This window comes from Peribacillus faecalis, assembly GCF_014712675.1.
Taxonomy (GTDB): Bacteria; Bacillota; Bacilli; order Bacillales; family DSM-1321; genus Bacillus_AD; species Bacillus_AD faecalis.
Genome location: NZ_JACXSI010000003.1, coordinates 23,959 through 49,796 on the forward strand (window position 1 = coordinate 23,959; position 25,838 = coordinate 49,796).

At 36.3% G+C, this 25,838-nt stretch carries 25 protein-coding genes; 1 reads left to right on the top strand and 24 read right to left on the bottom strand.

Annotation, left to right across the window (positions count from 1 at the left end; all coding sequences use genetic code 11):
- The first annotated feature begins 132 nt into the window (after positions 1–132).
- A complete protein-coding gene (locus IEO70_RS01925; RefSeq protein ID WP_190996674.1) occupies positions 133–717 on the top strand; it encodes a DNA-3-methyladenine glycosylase in 585 nt (194 codons plus the stop codon).
- Positions 718–786: 69 nt separating this feature from the next.
- On the opposite strand, the gene IEO70_RS01930 is transcribed toward IEO70_RS01925, so the two are convergent.
- The 24 genes from IEO70_RS01930 to IEO70_RS02045 all read right to left on the bottom strand — a co-directional run bounded on the left by IEO70_RS01930 (position 787) and on the right by IEO70_RS02045 (position 25,621).
- Positions 787–2,262: an aldehyde dehydrogenase gene (locus IEO70_RS01930; RefSeq protein WP_190996675.1), complete on the bottom strand. Its 1,476-nt coding sequence runs from the start codon at positions 2,260–2,262 to the stop codon at positions 787–789.
- Between the two features lie 13 nt (positions 2,263–2,275).
- Positions 2,276–2,470, bottom strand: coding sequence for a 2-hydroxymuconate tautomerase family protein (locus IEO70_RS01935; protein ID WP_190996676.1), 195 nt, complete (start codon positions 2,468–2,470; stop codon positions 2,276–2,278).
- Positions 2,471–2,496: 26 nt separating this feature from the next.
- Entirely contained in the window at positions 2,497–3,288 is a 792-nt protein-coding gene (locus tag IEO70_RS01940; RefSeq protein ID WP_190996677.1) for a 2-keto-4-pentenoate hydratase, read from the bottom strand.
- Positions 3,289–3,302: 14 nt separating this feature from the next.
- Positions 3,303–4,319, bottom strand: a complete 1,017-nt coding sequence (gene dmpG / locus IEO70_RS01945) for a 4-hydroxy-2-oxovalerate aldolase (protein ID WP_190996678.1) — start codon at positions 4,317–4,319, stop codon at positions 3,303–3,305.
- Positions 4,320–5,204 carry an acetaldehyde dehydrogenase (acetylating) gene (locus tag IEO70_RS01950; RefSeq protein WP_190996679.1) on the bottom strand — a complete coding sequence of 295 codons (885 nt, stop codon included), beginning with the start codon at positions 5,202–5,204 and terminating at the stop codon, positions 4,320–4,322.
- Complete coding sequence (locus IEO70_RS01955; protein ID WP_190996680.1) at positions 5,204–5,992, bottom strand: 2-keto-4-pentenoate hydratase; 789 nt, start codon at positions 5,990–5,992, stop codon at positions 5,204–5,206. Before IEO70_RS01955 ends, IEO70_RS01950 begins: the two co-directional genes overlap by 1 nt.
- A gap of 26 nt (positions 5,993–6,018) precedes the next feature.
- The gene (locus tag IEO70_RS01960) at positions 6,019–6,510 is read right to left on the bottom strand and encodes an FAD synthetase family protein (protein WP_235973455.1); all 492 of its coding nucleotides are present in this window, start codon (positions 6,508–6,510) and stop codon (positions 6,019–6,021) included.
- A gap of 42 nt (positions 6,511–6,552) precedes the next feature.
- A complete protein-coding gene (locus tag IEO70_RS01965; RefSeq protein WP_190996682.1) occupies positions 6,553–7,515 on the bottom strand; it encodes a catechol 2,3-dioxygenase in 963 nt (320 codons plus the stop codon).
- A 15-nt stretch (positions 7,516–7,530) separates the two neighbouring features.
- Entirely contained in the window at positions 7,531–9,069 is a 1,539-nt protein-coding gene (locus IEO70_RS01970) for a 4-hydroxyphenylacetate 3-hydroxylase N-terminal domain-containing protein (RefSeq protein WP_190996683.1), read from the bottom strand.
- Positions 9,070–9,226: 157 nt separating this feature from the next.
- Positions 9,227–11,020 carry a XylR N-terminal domain-containing protein gene (locus IEO70_RS01975; RefSeq protein WP_328820848.1) on the bottom strand — a complete coding sequence of 598 codons (1,794 nt, stop codon included), beginning with the start codon at positions 11,018–11,020 and terminating at the stop codon, positions 9,227–9,229.
- Positions 11,021–11,184: 164 nt separating this feature from the next.
- A complete protein-coding gene (locus IEO70_RS01980; protein ID WP_190996685.1) occupies positions 11,185–12,207 on the bottom strand; it encodes a PTS transporter subunit IIC in 1,023 nt (340 codons plus the stop codon).
- A 344-nt stretch (positions 12,208–12,551) separates the two neighbouring features.
- On the bottom strand, positions 12,552–12,701 hold the full coding sequence (locus IEO70_RS01985) for a hypothetical protein (RefSeq protein ID WP_190996686.1): 150 nt from the start codon (positions 12,699–12,701) through the stop codon (positions 12,552–12,554).
- A 177-nt stretch (positions 12,702–12,878) separates the two neighbouring features.
- Complete coding sequence (galE, locus tag IEO70_RS01990; protein ID WP_190996687.1) at positions 12,879–13,922, bottom strand: UDP-glucose 4-epimerase GalE; 1,044 nt, start codon at positions 13,920–13,922, stop codon at positions 12,879–12,881.
- A gap of 100 nt (positions 13,923–14,022) precedes the next feature.
- Positions 14,023–14,421, bottom strand: a complete 399-nt coding sequence (gene tagD / locus IEO70_RS01995; protein ID WP_190996688.1) for a glycerol-3-phosphate cytidylyltransferase — start codon at positions 14,419–14,421, stop codon at positions 14,023–14,025.
- A gap of 93 nt (positions 14,422–14,514) precedes the next feature.
- Positions 14,515–15,702 carry a CDP-glycerol glycerophosphotransferase family protein gene (locus tag IEO70_RS02000; RefSeq protein WP_190996689.1) on the bottom strand — a complete coding sequence of 396 codons (1,188 nt, stop codon included), beginning with the start codon at positions 15,700–15,702 and terminating at the stop codon, positions 14,515–14,517.
- A 53-nt stretch (positions 15,703–15,755) separates the two neighbouring features.
- Positions 15,756–16,997 carry an oligosaccharide flippase family protein gene (locus IEO70_RS02005; RefSeq protein ID WP_190996690.1) on the bottom strand — a complete coding sequence of 414 codons (1,242 nt, stop codon included), beginning with the start codon at positions 16,995–16,997 and terminating at the stop codon, positions 15,756–15,758.
- A 112-nt stretch (positions 16,998–17,109) separates the two neighbouring features.
- Positions 17,110–18,177, bottom strand: coding sequence for a glycosyltransferase family 2 protein (locus tag IEO70_RS02010; protein WP_190996691.1), 1,068 nt, complete (start codon positions 18,175–18,177; stop codon positions 17,110–17,112).
- Positions 18,143–19,504 carry a hypothetical protein gene (locus IEO70_RS02015; protein ID WP_190996692.1) on the bottom strand — a complete coding sequence of 454 codons (1,362 nt, stop codon included), beginning with the start codon at positions 19,502–19,504 and terminating at the stop codon, positions 18,143–18,145. The genes IEO70_RS02010 and IEO70_RS02015 overlap by 35 nt, the downstream gene beginning before the upstream one ends.
- 40 nt (positions 19,505–19,544) lie before the next feature.
- Positions 19,545–20,669: a glycosyltransferase family 4 protein gene (locus tag IEO70_RS02020; protein ID WP_190996693.1), complete on the bottom strand. Its 1,125-nt coding sequence runs from the start codon at positions 20,667–20,669 to the stop codon at positions 19,545–19,547.
- A gap of 18 nt (positions 20,670–20,687) precedes the next feature.
- The gene (locus IEO70_RS02025) at positions 20,688–21,806 is read right to left on the bottom strand and encodes a glycosyltransferase family 4 protein (protein ID WP_190996694.1); all 1,119 of its coding nucleotides are present in this window, start codon (positions 21,804–21,806) and stop codon (positions 20,688–20,690) included.
- Between the two features lie 163 nt (positions 21,807–21,969).
- Positions 21,970–22,623, bottom strand: coding sequence for a sugar transferase (locus IEO70_RS02030; RefSeq protein ID WP_190996695.1), 654 nt, complete (start codon positions 22,621–22,623; stop codon positions 21,970–21,972).
- A gap of 60 nt (positions 22,624–22,683) precedes the next feature.
- The gene (gene galU / locus IEO70_RS02035) at positions 22,684–23,568 is read right to left on the bottom strand and encodes a UTP--glucose-1-phosphate uridylyltransferase GalU (RefSeq protein ID WP_190996696.1); all 885 of its coding nucleotides are present in this window, start codon (positions 23,566–23,568) and stop codon (positions 22,684–22,686) included.
- A 621-nt stretch (positions 23,569–24,189) separates the two neighbouring features.
- Positions 24,190–24,888, bottom strand: a complete 699-nt coding sequence (locus IEO70_RS02040) for a CpsD/CapB family tyrosine-protein kinase (protein ID WP_190996697.1) — start codon at positions 24,886–24,888, stop codon at positions 24,190–24,192.
- Positions 24,881–25,621: a YveK family protein gene (locus IEO70_RS02045; protein ID WP_190996698.1), complete on the bottom strand. Its 741-nt coding sequence runs from the start codon at positions 25,619–25,621 to the stop codon at positions 24,881–24,883. Before IEO70_RS02045 ends, IEO70_RS02040 begins: the two co-directional genes overlap by 8 nt.
- Between the last annotated feature and the right edge of the window lie 217 nt (positions 25,622–25,838).

Consider the following 25,838-nt stretch of genomic DNA (forward strand, 5'->3'; position numbering starts at 1 on the left):
AAAAACACAGCCGGAGTGCTAGATTATAATCATAATAACTCAATTAATTCAAAATGAAGCTTACATTGACCATTTTTGCATATGCTACCTTTATAATGTGTTTAAGCACGATATCAGGAAGGACTTGTTCAGATGACTCATTCTATACTACCGAAGGAATTTTATGAGGCGCCGACGCTTGAACTTGCACAAAATCTGCTTGGCTGTCTGCTTGTGAAGAAAAGCGAGGATGGTTTGACATCCGGTTACATTGTGGAAACTGAAGCTTACAAAGGACCGATTGACCGTGCCGCTCACAGCTTCAACTATCGCCGCACGAAGCGAACGGAAATTATGTTTCATTCACCTGGGCACATTTATACATATGTGATGCACACTCATTGTTTGGTGAACGTTGTATGCGAGGAAGTTGATCAGCCTGAAGCTGTGCTGATTCGTGCGCTTGAGCCTGTCGAAGGTATAGACTTGATGAAACAAAGACGAGGCACAGACGTAATCAAGAATTTGACGAACGGACCCGGTAAACTGACAAAAGCGCTGAATATCACCATGAAGGATTATGGTCACACCTTTTATGACTCTTCCCTTTATATTGCGGAAGGTTATAAGCCAGAACATATATCATCAGGACCGCGTATCGGCATTCAAAATTCTGGTGAGGCGGTGCATTATCCTTGGCGGTATTGGGTGACGGGGAATTCTTATGTATCAAGATAGAAAACCAGCTTGAAGGTGACCCTTAAGCTGGTTTCTTTCAATTATTATTTCGGATATCACTAGTGAGCCTCACTTCAATGCAATACAGATATTCTTTGCTTCAGTGAAAAATTCCAAACTATGGTGACCACCTTCTCTGCCGACACCGCTCTTTTTGAATCCTCCGAATGGTGCCCGCAAATCACGGACAAACCAGCAGTTAACCCAAATGGTGCCTGCTCGAACGTTGTGAGAAATACGATGGGCCCTTTGTAAATTTTCAGTCCAAACAACGCCATTCAACCCATAATCCGTATTATTGGCGATTTGCAGTGCCTCTTCTTCAGTATCAAATGGAATCAATGTAACGATTGGTCCGAAAATTTCTTCCTGACAAATGCGAGCTTTCGGATTTTCTTGAATATAAATAGTTGGTTCTAAATAAAAGCCTTCGTTTAAATATTCCGGTAATTTTGGACGCTTTCCGCCATAAACAAGCGTGGAGTTTTCCTCTTCGGCAATTTGCAAGTAACTTGTTACCTTTTGGTAATGCTCATTGCTGACAACAGGTCCCATGTTTGTTTTTACATCCTGCGGATCGCCAACCACTAACTCTGATGCCGCTTTTTTAAAGCGAGCTACAAATTCATCCATAATTGAACGCTGCACTAAAATGCGTGAGCCTGCCAAGCAAACTTGTCCCGAATTCATAAAGGCAGCTTGAATAGATACTGGTATCGCTTTATCCAGGTTGGCATCTTCAAACACAATATTGGCTGCTTTTCCACCTAACTCAAACGAGACTTTCTTTAATGTATCTGCTCCATTTTTCAGAATGGCTTTGCCTGTTGACGTTTCGCCTGTAAATGAGATCAGATCGACTTCTGGGTGAGTTGTCATATATTCTCCAGCAGATTGCGGGCCGAATCCGTGAATGATATTAACCACCCCGTCCGGAATCCCGGCTTCCTTCGCTATTTCTCCTAAAAGAGAAACAGTCAATGGCGTCATTTCAGCAGGTTTAATAACTGCCGTATTACCGGTTGCCAAACACGGACCAAGTTTCCAAGTCGTCAACATAAATGGTAAATTCCATGGTGTGATAAGAGAGGCTACACCTACTGGCTCATAGCGTGTATAATTCAAATATTCGTCATCCATCGGGTACACTTCCCCACCCTGCTTCTCCATAAAATCAGCGAAAAACTTTAAATTGTGAGCGGCCCTTGGAATTTCTTTTTCAATCGCGACATGATAAGGCTTACCGACATCCATTGCCTCTAATCTGGCTAACTCTTCTTTCCGCTCCAGAATGATTTCGGACATACGGCGAATTTTCGCACAACGCTCAGATACCGGCATTGTTCGCCATGGGCCTTCTTCAAATGCTTTACGAGCTGCTGTACAAGCTCGGTCTACATCATCAAAGTTTGCTTCATGAACAGTTGCGATTATTTCTTGCGTAGCCGGATTTTTCACTTCAAAGATGGATTGTGAAGATGATTCTACATATTCACCATTAATAAATAGTTTCACTTCTCTTACATTTGTTTGCACGCTATTCACTTTTATCCCACCTTTATTTATTATTGCGTTGATATATAGACTCTCCGGCAATCCCCCAATGGGTGCTCGGTATTTCGTTAATGCACACCCGAACGGTTTCAATAGAGGCATCTAGTACTTCGGAAACCGTATGACTCACTTCATAAATCAGTTTTTCTTTCTGTTCCGCTGTGCGACCCTCTATTATCGTGATATTTATAAATGGCATATCTAAAGCCCCTTTCGTATGTAACGCTATTTAACAAATGAAGCAGCAATTTGCTCCATTCCATCAAAACTGACCGAGAATGTATCGTCTTCCGATATTGTTGCTGCACCTGTTAATGCTCCGCTCAATACGAGTTCCCCTGCCTTAATGCTTTGCCCCCTAGCTAATAACTTATTAGCCATCCAAGCTATCGCTCGCGCCGGATGCCCCATCACAGATGCCGCAGCACTTGTCGCAATAATTTCCCCGTTTTTCTTAAACACACAGCCCATCAGACGTAAATCAACTTCTTCAACACTGTATTTCTTCTCACTCACAAAATAGCGTGATGACGAAGAATTATCGGCAATTACATCTGCCAAAGTGAATTGGAAGTTCTGATAGCGGCTATCGATAATCTCCATTGCCGGCGCTACATATGCTGTTGCTTCTAACACATCCGCTACTGTTACAACCGGACCTGCCAGATCCTTCTTAAAAACGAAGGCGATTTCCGGCTCTATTTTCGGATGGATAAGCGGTTTCAAAGAGATTGGCTCATCCAGAGGCAGTTTCATATTTTCTAACAGAACACCATATGACGGTTCATGTACACCCATCATTACCTGCTTCGCCCGACTTGTCAGCCCCAGTTTTCTACCGACAATCTTCGTCGCTTCTTCGGCACACTTTATATCAATCAATCGGTCTTGAATGTCATAAGCCACATCGATATTTAAATCTGGGTAGCGATCAACAAACTTCGTCACTTCATAAACTTCCTTTTCCGCCTTGAATAGTTCATACGCAATACTATCAATTGTATAAGTCTGCAGCATACTATTCCCCCAATTCATTTCGTAATTACATTTTTTGCTACCAGTTCTCTAGCCACCTCGTAAATCAAATCCTCTTGACCGCCGACAGCCTGCATCTTGCCTAATTGAAGTAAGATGTCTCGCTCATCCACGTTATAGCGCTTCGCTGCTTCTTGTGTAAATAATAGAAAACTAGAATAAACACCTGAATAGCCCATCATTAGACTTGATCCTGTAATTTCCTGAGGGCGCGGCATAAATTTAGCCACAACCTCATTGGCCACATCCATAATCGGAAATAATTTGATTCCCGATTCGTACCCCAGTCGTTCAAACACTGCCACCATTACTTCGGTTTGTGTATTTCCGCTTCCAGCCCCTAAACAGCGCAGGCTTCCATCTATATAAGTCGCTCCCGCTTCAACAGCAGCCATTGAATTTGCCATTGCTAATGATAAATTATTGTGAGCATGAAACCCGACTTCACAAGAAAGATTCTCTTTCAAGGCAGACACTTTCTCTTTCACTTCATGCGGCAGCAATGCGCCTGCAGAGTCTGTCACATAGACAATTTCCGCCCCGTAGCTCTCAAATAACTTTGCTTGCTGCACCAGCGTTGCAGTCGGAGCCATATGCGCCATCATTAGAAAGCCCACTGTTTTAAGACCAAGATTCCGCCCTAGATGAATATGCTGTTTGGCGACATCTGCTTCCGTCACATGCGTTGCCACGCGCACCATCTTCGCTCCGGCTCTCTTGGCATCCTCCATATCTTCCTTCAATCCAATCCCGGGCAAAATTAAGACTGAAATGTTCGCATTCTTGCATTCTTCGCTCGCCGCTTCAATCAGCTTCAGTTCATCTACCGTAGAAAAACCATATTGTAAAGAAGAACCTCCTAGCCCATCCCCGTGTGACACTTCAAAGTACTTTACACCAGCCTGCTCAAAGCCCCGCGCTACTTGACGAACTTGTTCTTCCGTAAAAGCATGGCGCATCGAATGGCTCCCATCACGTAATGTCACATCTAACAACGTTATCTCTTGCTTCATCTAATGTCGGGCCTCCTCTTTAATCAGCTGGCTTGCCATTTCATTGGCTACTTGAGCCGCAGCCGCAGTCATAATATCCAAATTACCGGAATAAGTCGGAAAGAAATCCCCCGCTCCCTCAACTTCCAAAAAGACAGAAATCTTTTTGCCGTCAAAAATAGGCTCCCCGCGCATTCGGTATCCAGGCACATATTGCTGTACCTTTGCCAACACATTTTTGATAGAAGCAATGACTTCCTGTTCCTTCCCTACTTCCTCCACCAAAACATGTACAGTATCACGCATTATAATCGGAGGATTGGCAGGATTTAAAATGATGATGGCTTTACCCTTTTTTGCACCGCCTATTTTTTCAATGGCACGAGACGTTGTACGAGTAAATTCATCAATATTCGCCCTTGTGCCCGGACCAGCACTTTTGCTAGCGACTGTCGCTACAATCTCAGCATACGCAACCGGAATCACAGCATTAATGGCATATACAATCGGAATCGTTGCTTGACCGCCGCAAGTCACCATATTCACATTTCTTTGATCAAGGTGTTCATTCAAATTAGCGGCTGGCACGACAAATGGTCCGATTGCAGCTGGGGTCAGATCGATTATTCTCTTCCCGAGTGCTAGGACTTGCTCGCTATGCTGCTGATGCGCATAAGCTGTTGTCGCATCAAAAGCAATATCGAACCACTCCGGTCGTTTTATCAATCCTTCAATACCAGTTTCAATCGTATGGTAACCCCTATTTTTTGCGCGCTTCAGTCCTTCTGAGTCCGGATCAACCCCCACCATCACGCTCATTTGCAGATGTTCAGATCGTTCAATTTTATACATCAAATCTGTTCCAATATTTCCGGAACCGATAATAGCCACTTTCAACTTCGACATCACTTTTCCTCCTTCCGTTGAAAAGACGCCGATACTGAACCGATATGTGCGAACTCCGCTGTAAACGTATCGCCGTGTTGAATCGGTACAGCAGCCGACAACGCACCGGATAAAACAATTTCCCCGGCATGCAATCCGATGCCATACTTGCCCAAGGCATTGGCCAACCAAGCAACAGCACGAATCGGATTGCCCATCACTGCTCCGCCAGCGGCACAATCCAGAAACTCTCCGTTTCGAGAAACAACCATCCCAATGTGTTCCAAATCAACAGCTTCAAGTTTTGTTGGCTTTCCGCCAATAATGGCCATAGCAGAGGAACCATTATCCGCGACTGTATCCTCGAAAGTAATTTTCCAATCAACGATTCGGCTGTCAATCACCTCGAGAGCTGGCACGATATAATCCGTCGCTTCAACGACATCCTCTTCGGTAATGGAAGTTCCTTTCAGATCACTTTTCAAAACAAAAGCAATTTCGAACTCCAGCTTAGGTTGTATAAGAGAATCCAGTGAAATCGTATCACCGTCAACTGCCATCATCGTATTCAGCAGATGCCCGTAATCCGGCTCATTCACTTGAAACATTTCCTGCATCACAGCACTAGTCAGTCCGATTTTTTTCCCGACAACAACAGCCCCCTCGTCTACTTTGCGACGAATTTGCTCTAATTGGATACTATAGGCATCATCAACTGTTATTTGATCGGTGGCTACAGAGATCGGTTCAATCGGTCTCTTGGTTTTTTCTGCTTCCAATAAATAATCCGCATATAATTGAATATTCATATTCAGCCCCTCCCCTGAATGCGACTCTATATTTCTGCACCATTCAATAATGTGTAGGCCTTCAGAAAATCTCCTTTAGACAATAGATCCCGGATGCGCGTCGACGAAATCACTTTCCCTTCCTTGCAACAAACCGATTGAACAATTTGCACTTTACAATGCGCACGCAAATCATCTAAACCGCCGCTTCTATTTTTCCCAAAACGAAAATCCGAACCGACGATTACTACCGAAGGATTCAATTCTTTTATTTCTTGAATAAAATCTATAACACTACTATTTAAATAATTCGCTGTAAAGGAAGCGACAATAAGATGTTCGACCCCTAAACGCCTGATTCTATCGGCTTTCTCTTCAATTGTTGTCAGTTGTCGAGCACTTTTGAAATAAACGCGAGGTGGAGGATCGAAGGTATACACCACGCTTGGCACTCCTTCGACCCGACTTCTTTCCACCATCTGACGTATAACCGATTGATGACCAAGATGGACACCGTCAAACGAACCAATGGATAACATACATTGCGACAACTTGAGGCTACCAGCTTGGGAAATGAGCATCTACTTAACCGTCACTTTAGAAATATCCGGCGTCCCGTATAAGAAATATTCACTCGGAAGTGGTGAACCATACCAGATAACAGCTTCCTGTAATTCATCTTCTCTCCATTGAATCGGTTTCCAATCTGGATCAAAAATTAAGTAGCCAGAGTCGCCGAATAGTTCCACACGATTGCCGCCCGGCTCAAATACGTACATGAAGTATGCTTGACTGACACCATGTTTACCTGGCCCAGCTTCAATTTTTACATTATTTTCAACAAATAAATCAGCTAAATCCATTAAATGCTGCGGATAACCATACCAAAAAGCAATATGGTGGAAACGACCTTTACCGCCGCTTTGGTCTGCCATTAAAGCCACTTCATGCACAAGCGGGCTTACGCTCATCCATGCCCCGATTTCTGAACCATCATTCAACACGATATGTTCACGCAGTTTAAACCCTAATTGTTCAGACATGAACTGCTTGTTTTTAGTCACATCACTGCACATTAAATTAACATGATCTAGTCGTCGTGCCGGAATACCTACATTCGGGCGTTTTTGAGGGCGACTCTTCAATAAAGTTTTCTGATCATCCGGCGCTTGATAATAATCGACTTCCCATAAAATCTCTTGATTGTGACCATCCGGAGTTTGGAATTGATACGCTTTTCCGTGTCCTAAGTCGCCGTCAATCCAGCCTTTGCCGTATCCACTCTTTTCAAGTGATTGCACACGTTGCTGAAGCGCTGTTTCCGAACTTGCTCGCCAAGCCGTATGCCCCATTCCAGCTTCCTTCGCTTCAGTAATTTTCAATGTATGATGGTAAAAGTCTTCATATGCCCGTAAATAAACGGACTGTCCTTCCCTAGCTGTCACTTGCAATCCCATTAACTCTGTGAAAAATTTGACTGACTCCTCCGGTTTTGGTGAATACAACTCAACATGCGCCAATTGCGCTACATCAAGATTACCCATTCTAATTCCCCCCTATTATTTAGTAAAATAATTGATATCATCCGGATTAATCCAAGTTGGATTTTTCCAGCCTTCAAGGTCATAGTCATTCATGCATTCTTCAGCAAAAGCCATGAATTCCTCTGCCTTACCTGAACCTTGCGCATCAAACAATGTTTGTATCCGAATATCTTCGTGGTTGCCTGCATAGTTTCTTTCATAAAGCTCGCTTCTGCCGCCAAATTCCGTTCCGATCGCATCCCACAGCAGCTTGATGACCTTGATTTTATCAACCGCTTCAATGCCGTTTGATCCGCGGTATAATTTATCAAGTGTCGGACGGAAATCTTCATTTAAGAAATCTCTTGCACTTGAAGGCTGCACAATTAGATTGCCCGCAACGATTTGTTGAATGATGCCTTTAATTTTCGGCCATCCTTCTTGCATGAATATCCGGTAAGCCAACCCGCCGTTCATATTCGGAATCACTGTCCCATTAGCGGACTTTTCAGGATTCAAGGCCATCGCATCACTTAACGACCAGAACATATGACGCCAAGCAATGATTTCCCCGACATTTGCCTGCACACCTCTAAAGACATCTGTCCCCGCTGTTTTAAGCGCTTTCATTAAGACGCCGATAATAAAATCCAATTTAACTGCCAATCTCGTAACGCCTTGGAACGTAAAACGATTGATGAAGCCACTTTTGACAAAGAAGGAAGTCGTTTTTTCCATATCTTCATAGATAAGTACGTTTTCCCAAGGGATTAATGTATTCTCAAACACAAGCACTGCATCATTTTCATCAAATCGGCTGCTTAACGGATAATCGAATGGACTTCCCATAACTGCCGATGTCATTTCATAAGAGGAACGGCTAATCAATTTCACGCCTGGGGCATCCATCGGCGCTATAAAGACAACTGCGAAATTCTTCTGTTTAATTGGCAAACCATATGTACCGACAAAGTTGTAATTGGTTAATGCAGAACCTGTCGCTACCATTTTTGAACCGCTTACAATTAAACCTTTATCTGTCTCTTTTTCAACACGCACAAAAACATCCGATACTTCGTGCACCTCTTTATGTCGATCGACTGGCGGATTGATAATAGCATGGTTGAAAAACCAATTCTTTTCTTGCGCTTCTTTATACCAAAACTTCGCGTTTTCTGTGAATGGAGCGTAAAAATCGGGGTTGCCTCCTAGTGTCGCTAAAAAGGAAGCTTTATAATCAGGTGTTCGGCCCATTTGTCCATATGTCAATCGTGTCCATTGGGCGATGGCATCTCTTGATTCAATTAAATCTTGGGCGCTTCGGGCTGCTTGGAAATATTTGTGCGTATAGCCACCGGAACCAGTATCTGTTTCTTTCGTCAACACATCTTTATACTTCGGATCATGCAAAGCATCATATAATCTGGCAATGGAACGTGCTGAATTTCGGAAAGCCGGATGACTCGTCACATCTTTCACTTTTTCTCCATGCAACCAAATTTCGCGTCCATCATTCAAACTTTCCAAGTACTCTTGGCCAGTTAACGGCTTTGATACTTTTTGTTTTACAGTCAACTTCGATCAGCCTCCTCTACAATAGATATTCTGTTTTCATGTTAATCATAGTAGATATGGCATTTTATTTTAATTACCAAAATGTATGGTGTTTTTCCGTTTTACTTTCAAAAATGAAAGTGCATCATCAGTCGGCAGCACAAAAAAAAACGGGTAGTCATTTCCCGTTTTTTTGGCTTGTTGAAAGCATTGCTAAATGAACTTGCATAGCCATTTGGCATTGAAACCTGCCGCTTCCCGTCCTTAAATCACTATCGAGTAATGATTCTATTTTTTCCAGCCGGTAGCGAAAACCCGGAATCGATAAATTTAATTCCTTTGCGGTACAATTTACATTTCCATTGTTTTCAAGATATGTTCGTAAAGTTTGGATCAGACTTGCCTCATTTTCCTCATCGTAGGTGACTAACTTGCCCAATATTTTTTGATAAAAGGCAATCAATGGTTTTGGCTCGGTGCTTCTCAAGACCAACATCACCGGATCCAACTGTTCATATGTTGTAAATTTGCTTTTTGTTGGGTAGGCGCAACGCAAGAAATCACAAATACGAAAAGCATCACAATAGCTTTCGCCGATTCCTTCAATAGATGTGGAAAGTCTGCCAGCTCCCATATAAACTTTCAGACCATTAAAGTGTTGTAAAATGAATGTTTCGATTTTCAACATATGTGTTTCCAGGCATGGCTGCTCTTCCATAATAATAACTACATAGCCCTTTTTTATAAAAATATCATGTGACTGAAAAGCTGTTTGCAGTAACAATTGAATAGTTTCTATTTGTTCTGGGGGACAGCAATGCAAGACAATGACACGATTACTTTTATTGACATCAATTTCAAAAATATGTTGCGCTTTACTTAAAAGAGCAGCTATATCCGCTCTCTCTTCCAGTAGCTCGTTAAAGAAGTCGATTTTCTTGCCCCATAAAGACTGCGCTATCGTCCTTTCTGTATGCATTTGAATGGAGAAAATAGAAAGTGAGCGTTCGATGACTTTTTCTTGTTCCATTGATAATGGTTCATCGCTAATCAGAATGAGCCTCCCTAACACTTTCTCCTTCGTTTTAATAGAGAACGAACGAATCCGCTCATCAAATTTCCTTTGCGACTGCTTACTCCAATGATGATAGAATGCTTCATCATCTTTGTTCACATAACATGCTTCGATAGATTTATAGACACCCCCTCTCTCAATGACTATGCTTTTTCCGACCATAGTCGTTAATGCATTCATTAAATGAAGAATATTCTTACCTTCCAGCAATAGATCCGTTAATTGCTGATTCACTTGTTCCGATTTATTCATGACCGTATTTAACATTTTGACTTCACTATAAATACGATCAAATTCACTTGTTAGCGATTCTTGTTTATAATAGCGAAGAATATCGTGATGCTTCGGTTCGCAATGCTCCACCGTTCTTGCAACAAAATAACAATAATCATCCTTCTTCCCGGCACAGCATTGTTCATAAATAACTACCTCTTTACCGAATGTCGCCGCTAAAAAACCTGTCGCATAACCGATTAGCATCCAGCATACGCCTTCATCACTATATCCGAAATGACGTATATGCTCCTGCGCTTCAAAAGAATGTCTCCAATAGCCTGTCATATATAGTTCATCTTCGTTGACTTCTAATATATCAGGTTCTACCGTAACCACGCCCTCTAACGTATGCATAGAGGTGCCCGCTAAAATCAGTTCCTTCTTGCTCGTCCACTCATACATTTTCACTAAAGATTCACCGTCATTATGACCGCTGACCCAACCGTATCTAAGCAGGAACCCTTTCGCCCTTTCCATATTTAAAGTTGTTACTAAATCACGCCTGAGAAATCCTAGTGCTTCTGCTGATATGAGCGCCATTCTTTTATCGTCAAACTTGATGGTACCTAAACGAGGATTAACATCTATCGAGTTTTCAAAAACAATTCGATTTGCTTTAATTGTTCATCATCCTCCATTCAATAGTAACCGCTTACATATACCGGTTGTATTTTATTACCAATTGCTATTATTCGCCATCACTAGATTTTTTCCTTTTAACTAATTGCAAGATTGTAAAAAAAAACAGCCTGAAGCCTCCGCTCCAAGCTGTTTTCCTTCTATTATTATTGTACTTTTAAATGAAGATCGCCGACTTGGACTTTGCCCATCATTTTTAACACGCGGTGTAAGCCAAGTGTAATGATAGCCGGAAGTACCATTCCGACTGCCACATAAATGAAGAATACGGAAAATCCTTGTGTTGTTGCGACACTGATTGGTGCAATCAATGAGCTTAGTCCCATGCCGCCAAGCTCGTATGGCACTTGGAAATCAAACATAATTGTTGCGATTGGTGCGCAGATCGCTGCTGCAACAAACGGAGGAATGATATATATCGGCTTTTTGATTAAGTTCGGAAATTGTACTTTCGGTGTTACGACAATTTGTGCTAAAATCCCTCCAAGGTCGTTATCCTTACGTGACATGACTGTGAATCCGACGAATTGTACTGTACAGCCGATTAAAGCCGCTGCGCTCGAAACCGGGTCAAGCTGCAATGCTATTGCTAGAGCCGCTGAAGATGCTGGCGTCATTAACAGTAAACTCCACACAAGCGCGATGACAATTGAACCAATCACAGGTGAACCTTGCACTGATGCTGTGATTTGTGCGCTTAACCATGTTAATAATGGTGTCGTCACAGCTGCTAATCCAACGCCTGATACGCCGCCAATTAAGACTGCCCCTAACGGAATTGCCATAATATCCAACTTCGTTTTACCAGTCAGCTTTATGCCGACATATGTAGCAATTAAACCGGCTAATACCGCTGAAATCGGTTGTCCCGTTACGATTGTAAAATAACCTTCTGCTGTTTTTTGAATCGCTGCGCCACCGACAGTACTCGATGCCATCGCACTGAAAATCACAAGTGAATTACCGCCAAGCTGATAAGCGATACCTGCCCCCAATGCCGGCGCTAGGAGCATTTTTGCTGCTCCTCCGATTGTCATAAACATCTCCCAGCCAAGATAACCACCAATGGATTCAAATAATAAACCAATCCCAAGAGTGACCAATACCGCATTCGCTATACCGGTAGATGCCTTATACATAAGTTCGATGAAATGTTCTTTTCTGCTCATACTTTCCCACTCCTATAATTAGTTTATTATTAAAATATTCTGAATAATTAGATTAAAAGAGAGATAATTTCGCCTTTCTCTATCTAATAGAAAAATAATATATCGATATATTATCATCAATTTTCTGAAAATGCAAAAATTTTGTCGAATAAAATAGATGTTTTATTTTTCTATCACAAACGCAGCGGTACCTTTATGGAAAGACACTTCCTTTTTCTTTTTGATTTTACAAACTGTTCACTGTATTATTGTTTTCGAAAATAGAAATGGACTTGAAATTAATGTAGTTGATATATTCGAGGAGATATTATTACAAAAAAGGAGGAATGAAGCTAGTATTAACTCTACTCCACTCCTCTTTTATTATGCTCAATTATGCTTTGCAATTGATTCTTTAATTCATTTACAAGTTCTTGCGTTGTGATGTTCTGTTCGTTGCCTTTGCTGTAGGCGTATTGTAAGATTTCTAAGAATTCCTGTTTTTTTAATTGCATATTTATCTTCCTTTCATAAAAATAACTAAATAAGCCCAATCGGTTCAGCATTGAACAGATTGGGCCAATTTTAAGTGTCCTTAATAAATGTACAAATTTAAAAAAGCCTATTCCAGTATACCTGTAATAGACGTGTTAGAGATGTATTTAATTATTATTTAATGGTTTTCCAGATAGTCACTTTGGAATAATAGCATTACCTGTATAAGTTAATTCTTCTTCCTTATCCTCTTGATAGTTCTTTTCAAATCTCCAAGCATCTCGACACATCGATACAAGATTACGTTTAGCCTTCCAGCCAAGTTCTCTTTCCGCTTTTGAAACATCAGCATAACAGGCTGCTATGTCTCCTGGTCTTCTATCTACAATTTCATATGAAATCTTTATATTGTTGGCTTCTTCAAAGGCATTTACCAATTCCAATACACTAGTGCCTTTTCCTGTACCTAAATTATAAATATGGACACCCTCAGTAAGATTATTTAATGCTGCCACATGCCCTTCTGCCAGATCCATAACATGAATATAGTCTCTAACACCTGTGCCATCAACAGTAGGATAATCATTTCCGAAAATTCTTAACTTATCAAGTTTACCATTTGCCACTTGAGTTATATATGGCATTAAATTATTCGGAATACCGTTAGGAGCCTCACCAATTAAGCCGCTTTTATGTGCCCCGACAGGGTTAAAGTATCGTAGAATTGATACTGAGAAATCCGGATTCGCTTTTGCGATATCTGTTAAGATTTTTTCACACATGGCTTTTGTTTCACCATATGGATTAGTTGTTGGTAGAAGATTCATTGTTTCTTTAAAAGGTACTTTATTTTCACCATAAACAGTAGCAGATGAACTGAATACAAATTTCTCCACACCGTGTTTAAGACAAGCTTTGGCAAGAACGATAGTGCTCATTAGATTGTTATAATAATATTCCTCAGGCATTTCAGAGGACTCCCCAACTGCTTTTAAACCAGCAAAATGAATAACCCCATCTACTTTATGATTAGCAAAAATTAGTTCAATAGCTTCGTAATTAGTAACGTCTACTTTGTAGAAACTTACTTCTTTTTCCGTAATTTGTTTTACCTTTTCTAAAGTTTCAACTTTACTATTTGATAGATTATCTGCAAGAATTACATTGTACCCGGCATCTAATAATTCAATACATGTATGAGAACCTATATAACCAGTACCACCAGAAACTAAAATGTTCATATGAATTTAATTCTCCTTATTATTCTGCTAGTATTATTTGTTAGTTTGATATTAAAATCCTACTAAGTAGTTTAAAGTTTACCTAGATTAATTAATCAACTTAAACTTTTAAATTGAAAGCTAACTCATTTTTAATCTTGGTTGTAGAAATTTCAGGTGTCCTGTTCAAATATAATACTTCACAATAGTCAGATAGATAATCGAATTTCCCTTCCCAATCGTCTCCCATCACAAACAAATCAACCTTGAACTCTTGTATATCACTAACCTTCTGATCCCAACTATTTTCTGGAATTACTAAATCTACATATCTAATAGATTCTATTAATTTCTTTCTTTCTTCATACGAAAAGTAACAAATTTTCCCTTTCTTTTCGTTAAATTCATTAGTAGAAATAGCAACTATTAAATAATCACCTTTTTCCTTAGCTCTTTTTAAAATATTTATATGCCCATAATGAAGTAAATCAAAAGTACCATAAGTAATTACCTTTTTCATTTCTAGTTCCTTTCCGTTACCTAATTGATAACACTGATTATGGTAAGCACATGATTTAAGATATCATTGTCAAAATATCAGTTTCCATATTTGTTATAACTCACCTTCAACCAATTTTTCGATGGCTCTAACAACTTTAATTGAAGCAGTTCCTTGTTCAAAAATATTTAATTTAACCAAGAAATTAGTTAAGTTACTTAAATATTTTTTCTCATCAAAGTTAACTATAGTGTTAAATAATTCGTTGTTTCCTTCTACCACTGGATATGGTAAAGAATGAATATCAAAATAAAAGTTTCTTTCTTCAATATAAGACTCAATATCTGGTGCAAATAAAAAAACTGGTTTTTTCGTGAATGAAAATTCAAACATCGTGCTTGAATAATCAGTAATTAGTATATTACTTGCCGCTAATAACTCATACATATCATCATAATTTGTTGCATTTATTATCTCTGATGTATACTTCATAAAATTATCTTTAGAAGAAATATTCGGATGAAGTCTAACTAATATCTTCCATTGTCCTCCAAACTTCTTTTTTAATACCTTAATAAGCTCTGCAAAGTCCATTTTATATAATTTTGTATCTGCATGATCTCTAAATGTTGGTGCATACATCAAGATATTTGTATCTTTATTTATATTAAAATGTCGTTTAACCTTTTCTACAACGCCATTATCTTTTTTCAGAAGAATATCACATCTCGGAGAACCACACTCTAAAATTTTACCATTATACCAAAAAGCCGAATTGTAAAGATTCGTACAAAAATTACTATTAGATATAAATAAATCTGCCATCTTTGAATCTTGTTTTGCACATTCAATGTAAGAACTAGGAAGTTGCTTTTCCGCATCTCTTTCAATTTTCTTTAACGCTATTCCTCCATGCCATGTTTGAATATAGAATTGCTGGTTTCTTTTAGGAGGGTAGTATGTCTTTCTACAGTTATCAATCCAAATTTTCGCAGTAGCTAATTCATATAACGCTTTAATTGATCTATGATTTATAACTCGTATTTGCGACGGGAAATTTGATGTTTCCATTATTTCCTTCCTTGTTAACCAAACAATATCAAAATTTTTACCTTGATTAATTATCTCTTCTATTAAGTACTTTCCATTGTCACCATAACCTTTTCCAGTATAGTTATATATAACTATTTTATTCTTCTGGATAGGAAATAACCAAAAAAAGTAGAAGAAATTCCCTTGTTTGAGACGACTCATAAATCTTATTATTTTGTGAGGTAACACTTTTTTTAATAAATCCCGCATTAATCCCATCCCCTGATTCTAAATAAACTTTTCTAAACAACTATGTCATCTAACTATAAAAGAAATCTTTTCTTTCGAATTAGTACTACTCTATAAATAAGTATTATTAACTCGGTTAATATTGTAAGATAACATATTGTAATAACACTAAAATTTTCTGTGAATAAAAGTACAGCCAAACCAATTATATGAAAAAGCGAACCAATTATAATTGATAAATTTGCATGTTTTGAAAGTCCCATTGGTGTTAAAACAGGAAATCCTAATATATATATAATTGGTGTCATAGCTACAATAGGAATAAGCATTCTTAGTATATTTCCCGCACTTCTAAAATCTTCACCTAATATAAAACCCATTAACTCTTCAGCGTATATCCCGACAATTAAACTTCCGATAATTACTGGTGGCATAATAATATATAGTATTTTTCTAACTAATCTAAAATCCCGATTTTTAACCATATATGGGTATAAACTATCAGCTATAGGCGAAAAACCACTTTTAGCAGTGATCACTAGTTTATCGGTAGCGTTATATAGTCCAACTATATTACTTCCAACTGGATATATTAGACCTAGAATAAATGTATTTGTCGAGGAATATACTGATGAAGCAATACGGGAGTAAAAAAAAGAGCTTGATCTTTTAAAAATTTTCCATATATATCTATGATCAATTTTAATGAATCTTATACCAATTTTTTTTATCGAATGTATATATATTGCTACTAACGCTACTAGATTCCCTAATGTTGTGAGTACTGGCACTAGATAGTACTGCTCTTTATCTTTTAAAAACAGAATCAATAAAAAAACAAAAGATGCTTGAATAAGCACCGTTCGAATTGTTATAGTTTTCATATTTTCTAAACCTCTATAAAGATAATCTGGGAAAAATGCACCGGATATTACAGAGAAAAATACTAGGTAATATAAAAGGCTATCCTCTTGAAATTTAGGAATGTTTTCAATTAGAAGAACTAATATAACAAATGAAAAGGTAGTTAATATGACCTTTATTATATTTACTGCAATTACTACTTTTGATAATTCCTCTATGTTATCACGTTTTCTTGAAACTTCTTCAGTTGCAGACAGTATAAATCCAAAGTCAATTAATACTCTAAAATAGGCCATAAAGGCTAAGGCAAATCCAAGCTTCCCATAAAATTCCGGTCCCAATATCCTTGTTTGGAAAGGAACTGAAATAAAAGCAAAAAAATAGGATGAAAAAACCAATATATACAGTAATATGGTATTTTTAAAAAGGTTTTTCTTTTTGTCTGCATACATAAAAAATAATCTCGCTTTCTTTTTGATACACTTGATTAAGAAAAGGGATTCAAATAATCGTTAGAATTAATAAAATCTCTTCATTTAGTTAAAAAGAATTTAACACTAATATCTAACTATTAATTCGTCCATTTCTCTTTTTTTCCATAATAAGACCCTTTAGCCAGAATATTACCGCTATTAAAAATATTTTTTTTGTCTTAACCATAACATTAAGTATAGAGAGGAATATACCTATTTCTTTTTTGTTGATTTTAACCATTTTTTTTGCGGAATTAATAGCTTCTAATCGATTATAAAAATCTCCACTAACCATATTATAGACTTTTAGAGTCTTATAAATTTCTCTTAAACTACGTGAATACTTAAATGATTCTGTTGCAATAACATTTATTGCTTCATATTGTATTAATGCTATTAAAATTTTATTATACTTGGGTAAGCATTTTATAATACTTGGTTCAATCCTTCTTAGTAATTCAGCATATCTTGTCTCTAATAGTGTTTTTTTAGTTTGTGTAATTGATCCTTCTCGAATTCGATAATTGTACAAGGTATTAGGTATTTCAACAATTTTATCAGCAGATAGTACTAAGCGACTATTAAACAATAAATCTTCTGCATATATCTCTCTATTTTTTTCGAATTTTAAAGAACTCTGCTGTAATAGACTTTTTCTATATAGTTTATTACAACAGATTATGCCATATTTATTTTCAATAAAAGTATTGAAGTAAAAGTTGATTAGAGCACTTTCATCATTAAGATTACTGCAACGGTATTCTGGAATTATCTGTGACATAACAATATTCCGTCTCTTTTGATAATATCCACACATGCAGATATCTGCATTGTATTTTTCTATTTCATAAAGCATATGTTCCAAAAATTCCTTTTCAACCCAGTCATCAGAGTCCACAAAAGAAATAAATTCCCCCTCCGCATGTAAAAGACCCGTGTTTCTTGCAGAACTAAGACCTTTATTCTCTTGATATACATATTTACAATTATTTTGTTTTTCTATGGTAGTAAGTATGATCTGTTCACTATCATCATTACTACCATCATTAACAATTATTATTTCATAATTTTTGTATGTTTGATTAAAAAGAGATTCTAAACACTCTTTTACTAACATCCCAGTATTATAGACCGGAACAATTACTGAAATCTTTGACATGAGAATCCCTCCTTTTTGACACAGTAGATTGTTGCATAGTACAAACAATTATAATCACTAATAAAAGAGGCAGGCCTTCATACATTAAAATGTCAAGACTCATCATACATAAGAATAGTATAATTATTGGCAAAAAACTCACTTTAGTAACATTAGTTCCTAACGATAATACAGCCATCCTTATTAAGGATATCATAAGGGGTATATAAATTAGCAGGATACCCATTATACCTAATTGATAAACAGCAGAAATAATAGTATTATGTGTTGATTTATCTTCATAATAAACTCTGTCATACATACCTATTCCAAAGAATAATACTTCTCCCTCACTAAATAAAAACTGTTGGTATTGACTTAATATACTTGATCTACCCGTAGTTATTGATTCGATATCCGTCGCTAAGCTCAATCTATATATAATCCCATCAAAATATCCCAATTTATATGAAGTGAAAATAAAAATACCAATTGTCAATAAATATTGAACAACTGTACTCAATTTATAATCTTTAATTTTTTTTAGAATAACAAACACAGATATTATTATTAATCCTAAAAAGAACATCTTTGAAACTGTAAAAAAAGTGAAGATTATTACTACTAAAGATGATAATATGATTGAAACCTTCCTAATTTTACTTGAATTCAAATTTTCTACCGAACTTACAACAAAGCATAGATAGATTAAAACAAGCATAGCTGTGAAGTTAGCATCATTTGATAAACCTCCATACCTTAATGCTGCTTCTGAATGTGCATATGTATCATTTGATAAATAGACATTCATAGAAGGGATATCTCGATAAAGTCTCTCAGCAATGAAAGCGGTAATAAGTCCCAGAGAAAACATATCTAAACATATATCTGCTTTATAATACTGTTTTAAATTAGGAAATAAAAGAACCATAAAAATAAGTGACAAGATATATGGTAGTACCCCATATTCCATTTCATTTTGATTTAATAGTCTAACACACAAAATATATATCACAAAAGTAATGATCATTATTAGTATTTTAATATTTATCTTTTTTATATCTTTTAATAAAACTAAAACAAAAATAAAAAACAATAAATGATACAATGTTGGTTGTGTACTATCGATTTTAAGAACTTGAATCCACGGTAAAGCACAGAAAAGAATTGCAAGTTTTTTATTATTCGGAAGAAAAAAAACACCTGTACACATAATACCCACACTAATAATCGTCAATAGTGAAACACCGATATAGTGTGAAAAAAATGTTAAAACAAGAGATGAAACACAAATCAGCCAAACAATCATTGTACTATTCGATACCTTTTTAGTTACATATAAACTCATTAATTAACTCATCCTCGGAATTATTTAACATAAATTACCCTCATATATTCCTATAAAAATCCAATAACCTTTTTTCCATAGCTCCCCAAGAAAAACTTTCCTTGTACATTCTTTTCATTTTCTCTGCTATAATTGGCCATTCATCTTTTCTATTAATTAATTTTAATAAAGATTTCTCTAAACTATCATAATTATATTCTGCTAATTCTCCAATAGATTCTTTCTCTACGATTTCACTCATACCTGTATTTCTTATCATTAATAGTGGTTTTCCTAACATTAAAGCTTCATAGAATTTATTCGGCGCTGCAAAAAAATGATTAGGGATTATCGGGTCATATATAGCCGTCATAATGTCGCAACTATCCTCTAATTCTAATGTTTTTTTATAAGATAACTTACCATAAAATATAATATTTGAATGTTTTTTAGATAATTCATTAAAATACCCCTCATACTCTCCAAACCCACCAATATGAAGTTCATAATTAGAATTGTTTATTACGATATCAGCAATTTCTTTTATAAATCTTCCGTTTCCTAATATCCCTACATAAGCTATCTTTATTCTAGCCCCTTCAATTTTTTGGCTTTTTATATTCATCTTTAAGTTGGCTGGTGTATTGTGAATTATAGCTAGTCTTTTGGGATTTGTCCCAATAATTTGTTTTTTTCGTTTTTCAGAACATATAATAACTCCGTCTGCAGAATTTATAATCTTTTGATCTTTCTTTTCAATATAACTCTTTAAATACTTAGGTACATTAAAAGCATCAACATAATAATCAAAGATATCGTATATAAATTTTTTCTTTAATAGCTTTGCAACCCTAAAAGAAGTATAAGCAGTATCGAAATCACAAGCATGAATAATATCGTATTTTGTTTTATTTTTACAGAGCCATAAAAATAGCTTTGCTTGAAAAATAGCTAGAGGACGGAGGTTATTCTTCACACCTCCACCATAGGAAGATAAAATACCAAATCTGTTAATCTTAACTTTACCAGCCTCTAAATTAATATAAGATTCTTTTAGACTATAATTACCATTTCTATCCCATGCTACAATTTCAACATTATATCCTGCTTTTATTAAAGTATTGACTTCTTTTTCTACTCTTGAATCAGGGTCAACTGGATTAGAACGTATAAATATTATTCTCATTTACAAATTCTCCGTTCTTTATTTAAAGGGACTGATATGATATATCTTTTTCATTTGATTTAAAATAATTTGCTTATCATATTTTTTAGCTTCTTCAACATTGTAGTTACCCATATTTCTTCTTAATGTGGCGTCATCAGTTAATTTAATGATACTAGTCTGAAAACCATCTACATTATCTGATTCAACCAGATAACCGCCTCTATCTTGTTTAATCAAGTCTATATTACCTCTAATATTTGAGCAAATTACTGGTAATCCCGCAGCCATGGCTTCCATCAAAGCAACTGGAAGTCCCTCTTGTAGAGAAGGAAATATAAAAATATCCGATGCAGAACAAATATCAGGGATGTCTTTTCTAAAGCCCAAAAATTTAACATTAACATTTAATGATAGAGCTAAATCCTTTAGGTACATATCTAATCCACCTTGACCACAAATAATATATGTGATTTTCTTATCATTAATTTTTGATAGAGCCCTTATGATGACTTCGTGATTCTTGCGTTTACTTAGTTCACCAATTGATAAAAGGACTAAATCTTCTGAAGAAATACCAAGTTCTTCTCTTTTATTATTTTTATCAATTGATGTATTATATTTATTCAAATCTATCCCAACACCAGGTAAATACTGTTTATCTGGTGTTTTAAAATTCTGTACACGTTTATAATCTTCCATATTAATAGTGATAATAGTATCCGTGTATTTCGCTAAAAACTTTTCAACCGGAAAATACATTAACCAATTTATTATTGGTGCACCTCGATAGAAATGAAAGCCATGTGCTGTATATATTACCCTAGTACCCTTTTTTCTATTTTTAATAGCTGATAGTCTTGCTAAAACACCTCCCATAGGTGTATGACAATGTATAATATCATAATCCTCTTCTTCAATGATTTGGCTTAATTTTTTATAAACTAACAAGTTTTTATAATTAAAAGGGGATCTTTCAAATGGGAGATCAAAATATTTATCACAAAAGGGAATATGACATTCTTCTCTTTCATCAAAGTCATTCCTAGCACAAACATGCGTTTCATAACCATTTTGTTTCAATAATTTAAGATAAGGCAAATGGAAAACGTTAATGTGAGTTTTCACTACTGTAGCAACAAATAAAACTTTTTTCATCTATATTTCTCCGATTTTGTTTTTATTTTTTAGTTGAGGGTGAATTATCGATAAATTCTTTTTTATTCCTTATGACCTGGATTATTCTTCTATTCATATCGGATATGAGTATTTCTGTTAAAAATGGTACACAATAACTCAGTTTTAATTTTATAAAATTTTCTTACCGAGCACCTTTTCCAGTCAATACAATCCAAATAGTTTTACTGATAATTAACAAATCCATCTTTAAAGATTGTTTCTGTATGTATTCTAAATCAAGCATTAGTTTTTCTTTTGGAGAAATATCATAACCTCCATTAACTTGTGCCCATCCAGTAACACCAGGCAAAACAGACAACCTTTCAACAAAACCTGGAATCTCTTTTTCGAATAGAGCAGTAAACTCTGGTCTTTCTGGACGTGGACCTATTAATGTCATATCCCCTTTAAGAACGTTAAATAATTGTGGTAACTCATCAATTCTTGTCTTACGAATAAAGTATCCAACCTTAGTCACGCGAGGATCATTCTTTTGAGCCCACTGCATTCCATGCTTTTCCGCATCAACCATCATTGAGCGTAATTTAATCAATTTAAATACTCTTCCACCTAATCCCAAGCGTTCCTGCACATAAAAAATTGGACCTTTTGTTTCTAATTTAATTATAAGTGCTGTTATTAAAATTATCGGAACTACTATAAAAAGCCCCATACAACATAGCACTATATCCATCAACCTTTTTACATAGTAATTTTCCAATTGTGTATTTATATTAATATTATGGCCATCTATATTATTTTCTTTTACAATTCTTAATCCTGAACTTGAATTCATTTCCCCACCCCATTCTATTTTGTCTTCTTATGCAAAATATCTCTATACACAAAATCTAAATCAACTATCTTTTACTATTTCAAACTGGACAGTTTTTTTCATGAATTCTAGTAATTCCATGCGTAATTCAGATTGTTTCAGAGCTATTTCAATCGTAGTTTGAATAAAACCAAGCTTTTCACCAACATCAAAGCGCTGCCCTTCAAAGTCATAAGCAAATACTCGTTGTATCTCATTCAGCTGCTGAATTGCATCCGTCAACTGAATTTCTCCGCCGGCACCTTTTTGCTGTTTATCTAAAAACATAAAAATTTCAGGAGTTAAAATGTAACGACCCATGATTGCCAAATTTGAAGGTGCAGTACCTTGCTTCGGCTTTTCTACAAAATTCTTTACCTGATACCTTCTGTCTAGTTGCTCACTCGGATCAATGATGCCATAACGGTGCGTTTCTAAATCTGGAACGGTTTGTACACCAATAACAGATGATAGCGTTCTGTCATATTCATTGATTAGCTGTTTTAAGCAAGGCGTTTCGGCTTGCACAATATCATCGCCTAGCAATACTGCAAACGGTTCATTACCAATGAATTTTCGTGCACACCATACGGCATGTCCCAAACCTTTAGGTTCCTTTTGACGGATATAATGAATGTCTACTTTCGATGGTGCTTGTACCTTTTCAAGCAGTTCGTATTTTTCTTTTTCCATTAAATTCGCTTCCAGCTCAAAAGCAATATCAAAATGGTCTTCAATTGATCGCTTTCCCTTTCCAGTAACAATAATAATGTCTTCAATTCCGGATTCGATCGCTTCTTCTACTATGTATTGAATGGTCGGTTTATCTACTATCGGCAGCATTTCCTTTGGCATTGCTTTCGTTGCCGGCAAAAACCTTGTCCCCAATCCCGCGGCCGGTATAATTGCTTTTCTTACAGTTTTCATCCCACATTTCCCCCTTGCTTACTTCTATAAATAGATAGTGAATAATAAAGAACTTCTTTCCTAATCATTCACTATCCATCTATTAACATTGATGATTAAAAAACTAACTATAACGTTATAGTTTTAATATCAAATTCAGCTCTTTTTCATTTTATAAAAAAATATGGGCATCTAACCCACCCTCACACCATACTCCTGACAACAAACGTGTCTAAGGTAATGCGTCTCATTACCCACAGCATAGCCGAGTGCCTCCATCGATAACGGATAGGAAGCCTTACCGGTTAAGTTTCACTTAACATTTTATATCCCTAGTGTTTTCATCTCTTTAAATGAGGTACATTAAAATGATGAAGTTCAATCAACAAGTGGTTCAAATCATTCACTGTTATTATTCGCTAATTATTCAATTACTCAATTAAACATTTGTGAACATTTAGTTCTTAACCTAAATAACTTTCAGATTTGCCGTTTTATTTCCCTTTTTAAAAACCTGTATTATTATTCCGTCTTTTGGATTACATAATGATTTTAAATTATTATAATTCCGCAACTTATATACTAGTATTTCTCAGAAAAATAAGCTGAATCCATTTTCCAACAGAACTCAGCCAATAACATTTAATTTCCGTAGTAATAATAGTAACTGCTGTCACCTGTTACCTTCTTATTATTAATGACTGCACCAAGCAACGTACTGCTCGTTGCCTGCAGCATATCTTTTGCTTTCTTCGCATTTTCAATCTCGGCTTTACCGCTTGATATGACAAGTACTGTACCATCACAAATGTTGGCCACTATTTGCGCATCGGTAACTGCTAATAACGGAGGCGTATCGATAATTACTGTATCGAACTCCATCCTAATTTGATTGAGTAGATCCTTCATCATCTTTGATCCTAAAAGTTCAGCCGGATTTGGTGGTACGGGGCCGCTTGTCAGCACATATAAGTTGTCAACATCTGTTGTTTTTACCGCATCAGCTAACTCAATCTTTTTCATAAGAACATTTGTTAAACCAAATGTATTAGTTTGATTGAATGTATAATGAACGGTAGGTTTCCTTAAATCCGCATCGATAAATAGTACCTTTTTGGCTTGCTGTGCCATTACGACAGCAAGATTGGCAGCTGTTGTCGATTTCCCTTCGCCCGGAACAGACGAAGTAACCATAATAATCTGCATTTCCTTGTCGACTGCTGCAAATTGAATATTTGTACGAATAGTTCTGTATTGTTCAGAGATTGGCGACTTAGAATTCGTATATGCGATTAATTTCCTTTTGTTATTCTGTAACAAATTGCTTTTCTTTTTAAACATGGCGCACCTCACGTTTTCCAATTCGGCTGCTATTTGAATTCACATGAACTTCATCTTTTTCGGTAATCATCGGAATAACGCCAAGCACTGGAATGTTTAAATACTTTTCAACATCCTGTTCCGTTTTAATTGTATTGTCCAAATACTCAAGCAAGAAGGCTAGACCGATTGATAGCATTAAACCGATAACAAGCCCGATTGCAATATTTAATAACGGCTGGGGCTTAATTGGCGACATATTTTCATCAATCTCCGCTTTTGCAAGGATCTTCACATTATCAACGTTCATAATGTTAGCCACTTCTCTTTGAAAGACATCTGCTACTTTGTTAGCTATTGCTAACGCATTTTTCGGATCTTCATCTTGCACATTAATGTTCACAACTTGCGAATTTTGTTCACTGGAAACTGTTATCTTCTCATTCAAAACATTCGTAGACATATCCAGTTTGAGTTCTTCTTTCACAATATCAAGAATTGCCGGACTTTTTATAATGACGTTATATGTATTAATCAACTGTAAATTTGTCTGTACTTCATTGTAGTTATATGCTGATTCTTCATTTTTCGCCTGATTGACTAACAATTGTGTTGATACTTGATAAATCGGTGTTAAGAAAAAGTAGCTGACGATTCCGCTGATCATCACTGCTAATATCGTAACGACAATGATTAAATTCACTCTTTTTCTCAACGTTGCAAACAACTCTTTTAAGCTAATCGTTTCTTCCATTTTCCCTCCACACTTCCAAAATCAAAATATTCAATTGCTAATTTTGAAAGTTTTTGTCGTAATTTATTTAATTTTCTCACTTGTACTATGATATAACATTTCTAGAAAAATTCAATTAAATCCTAATGTTTTCTCGAAGTTTTTTTAAAATTACTAATTTATCAATACATTTTATTACGGTTTTGTAAACCACTATTATATAAATGAACAAAAAGTA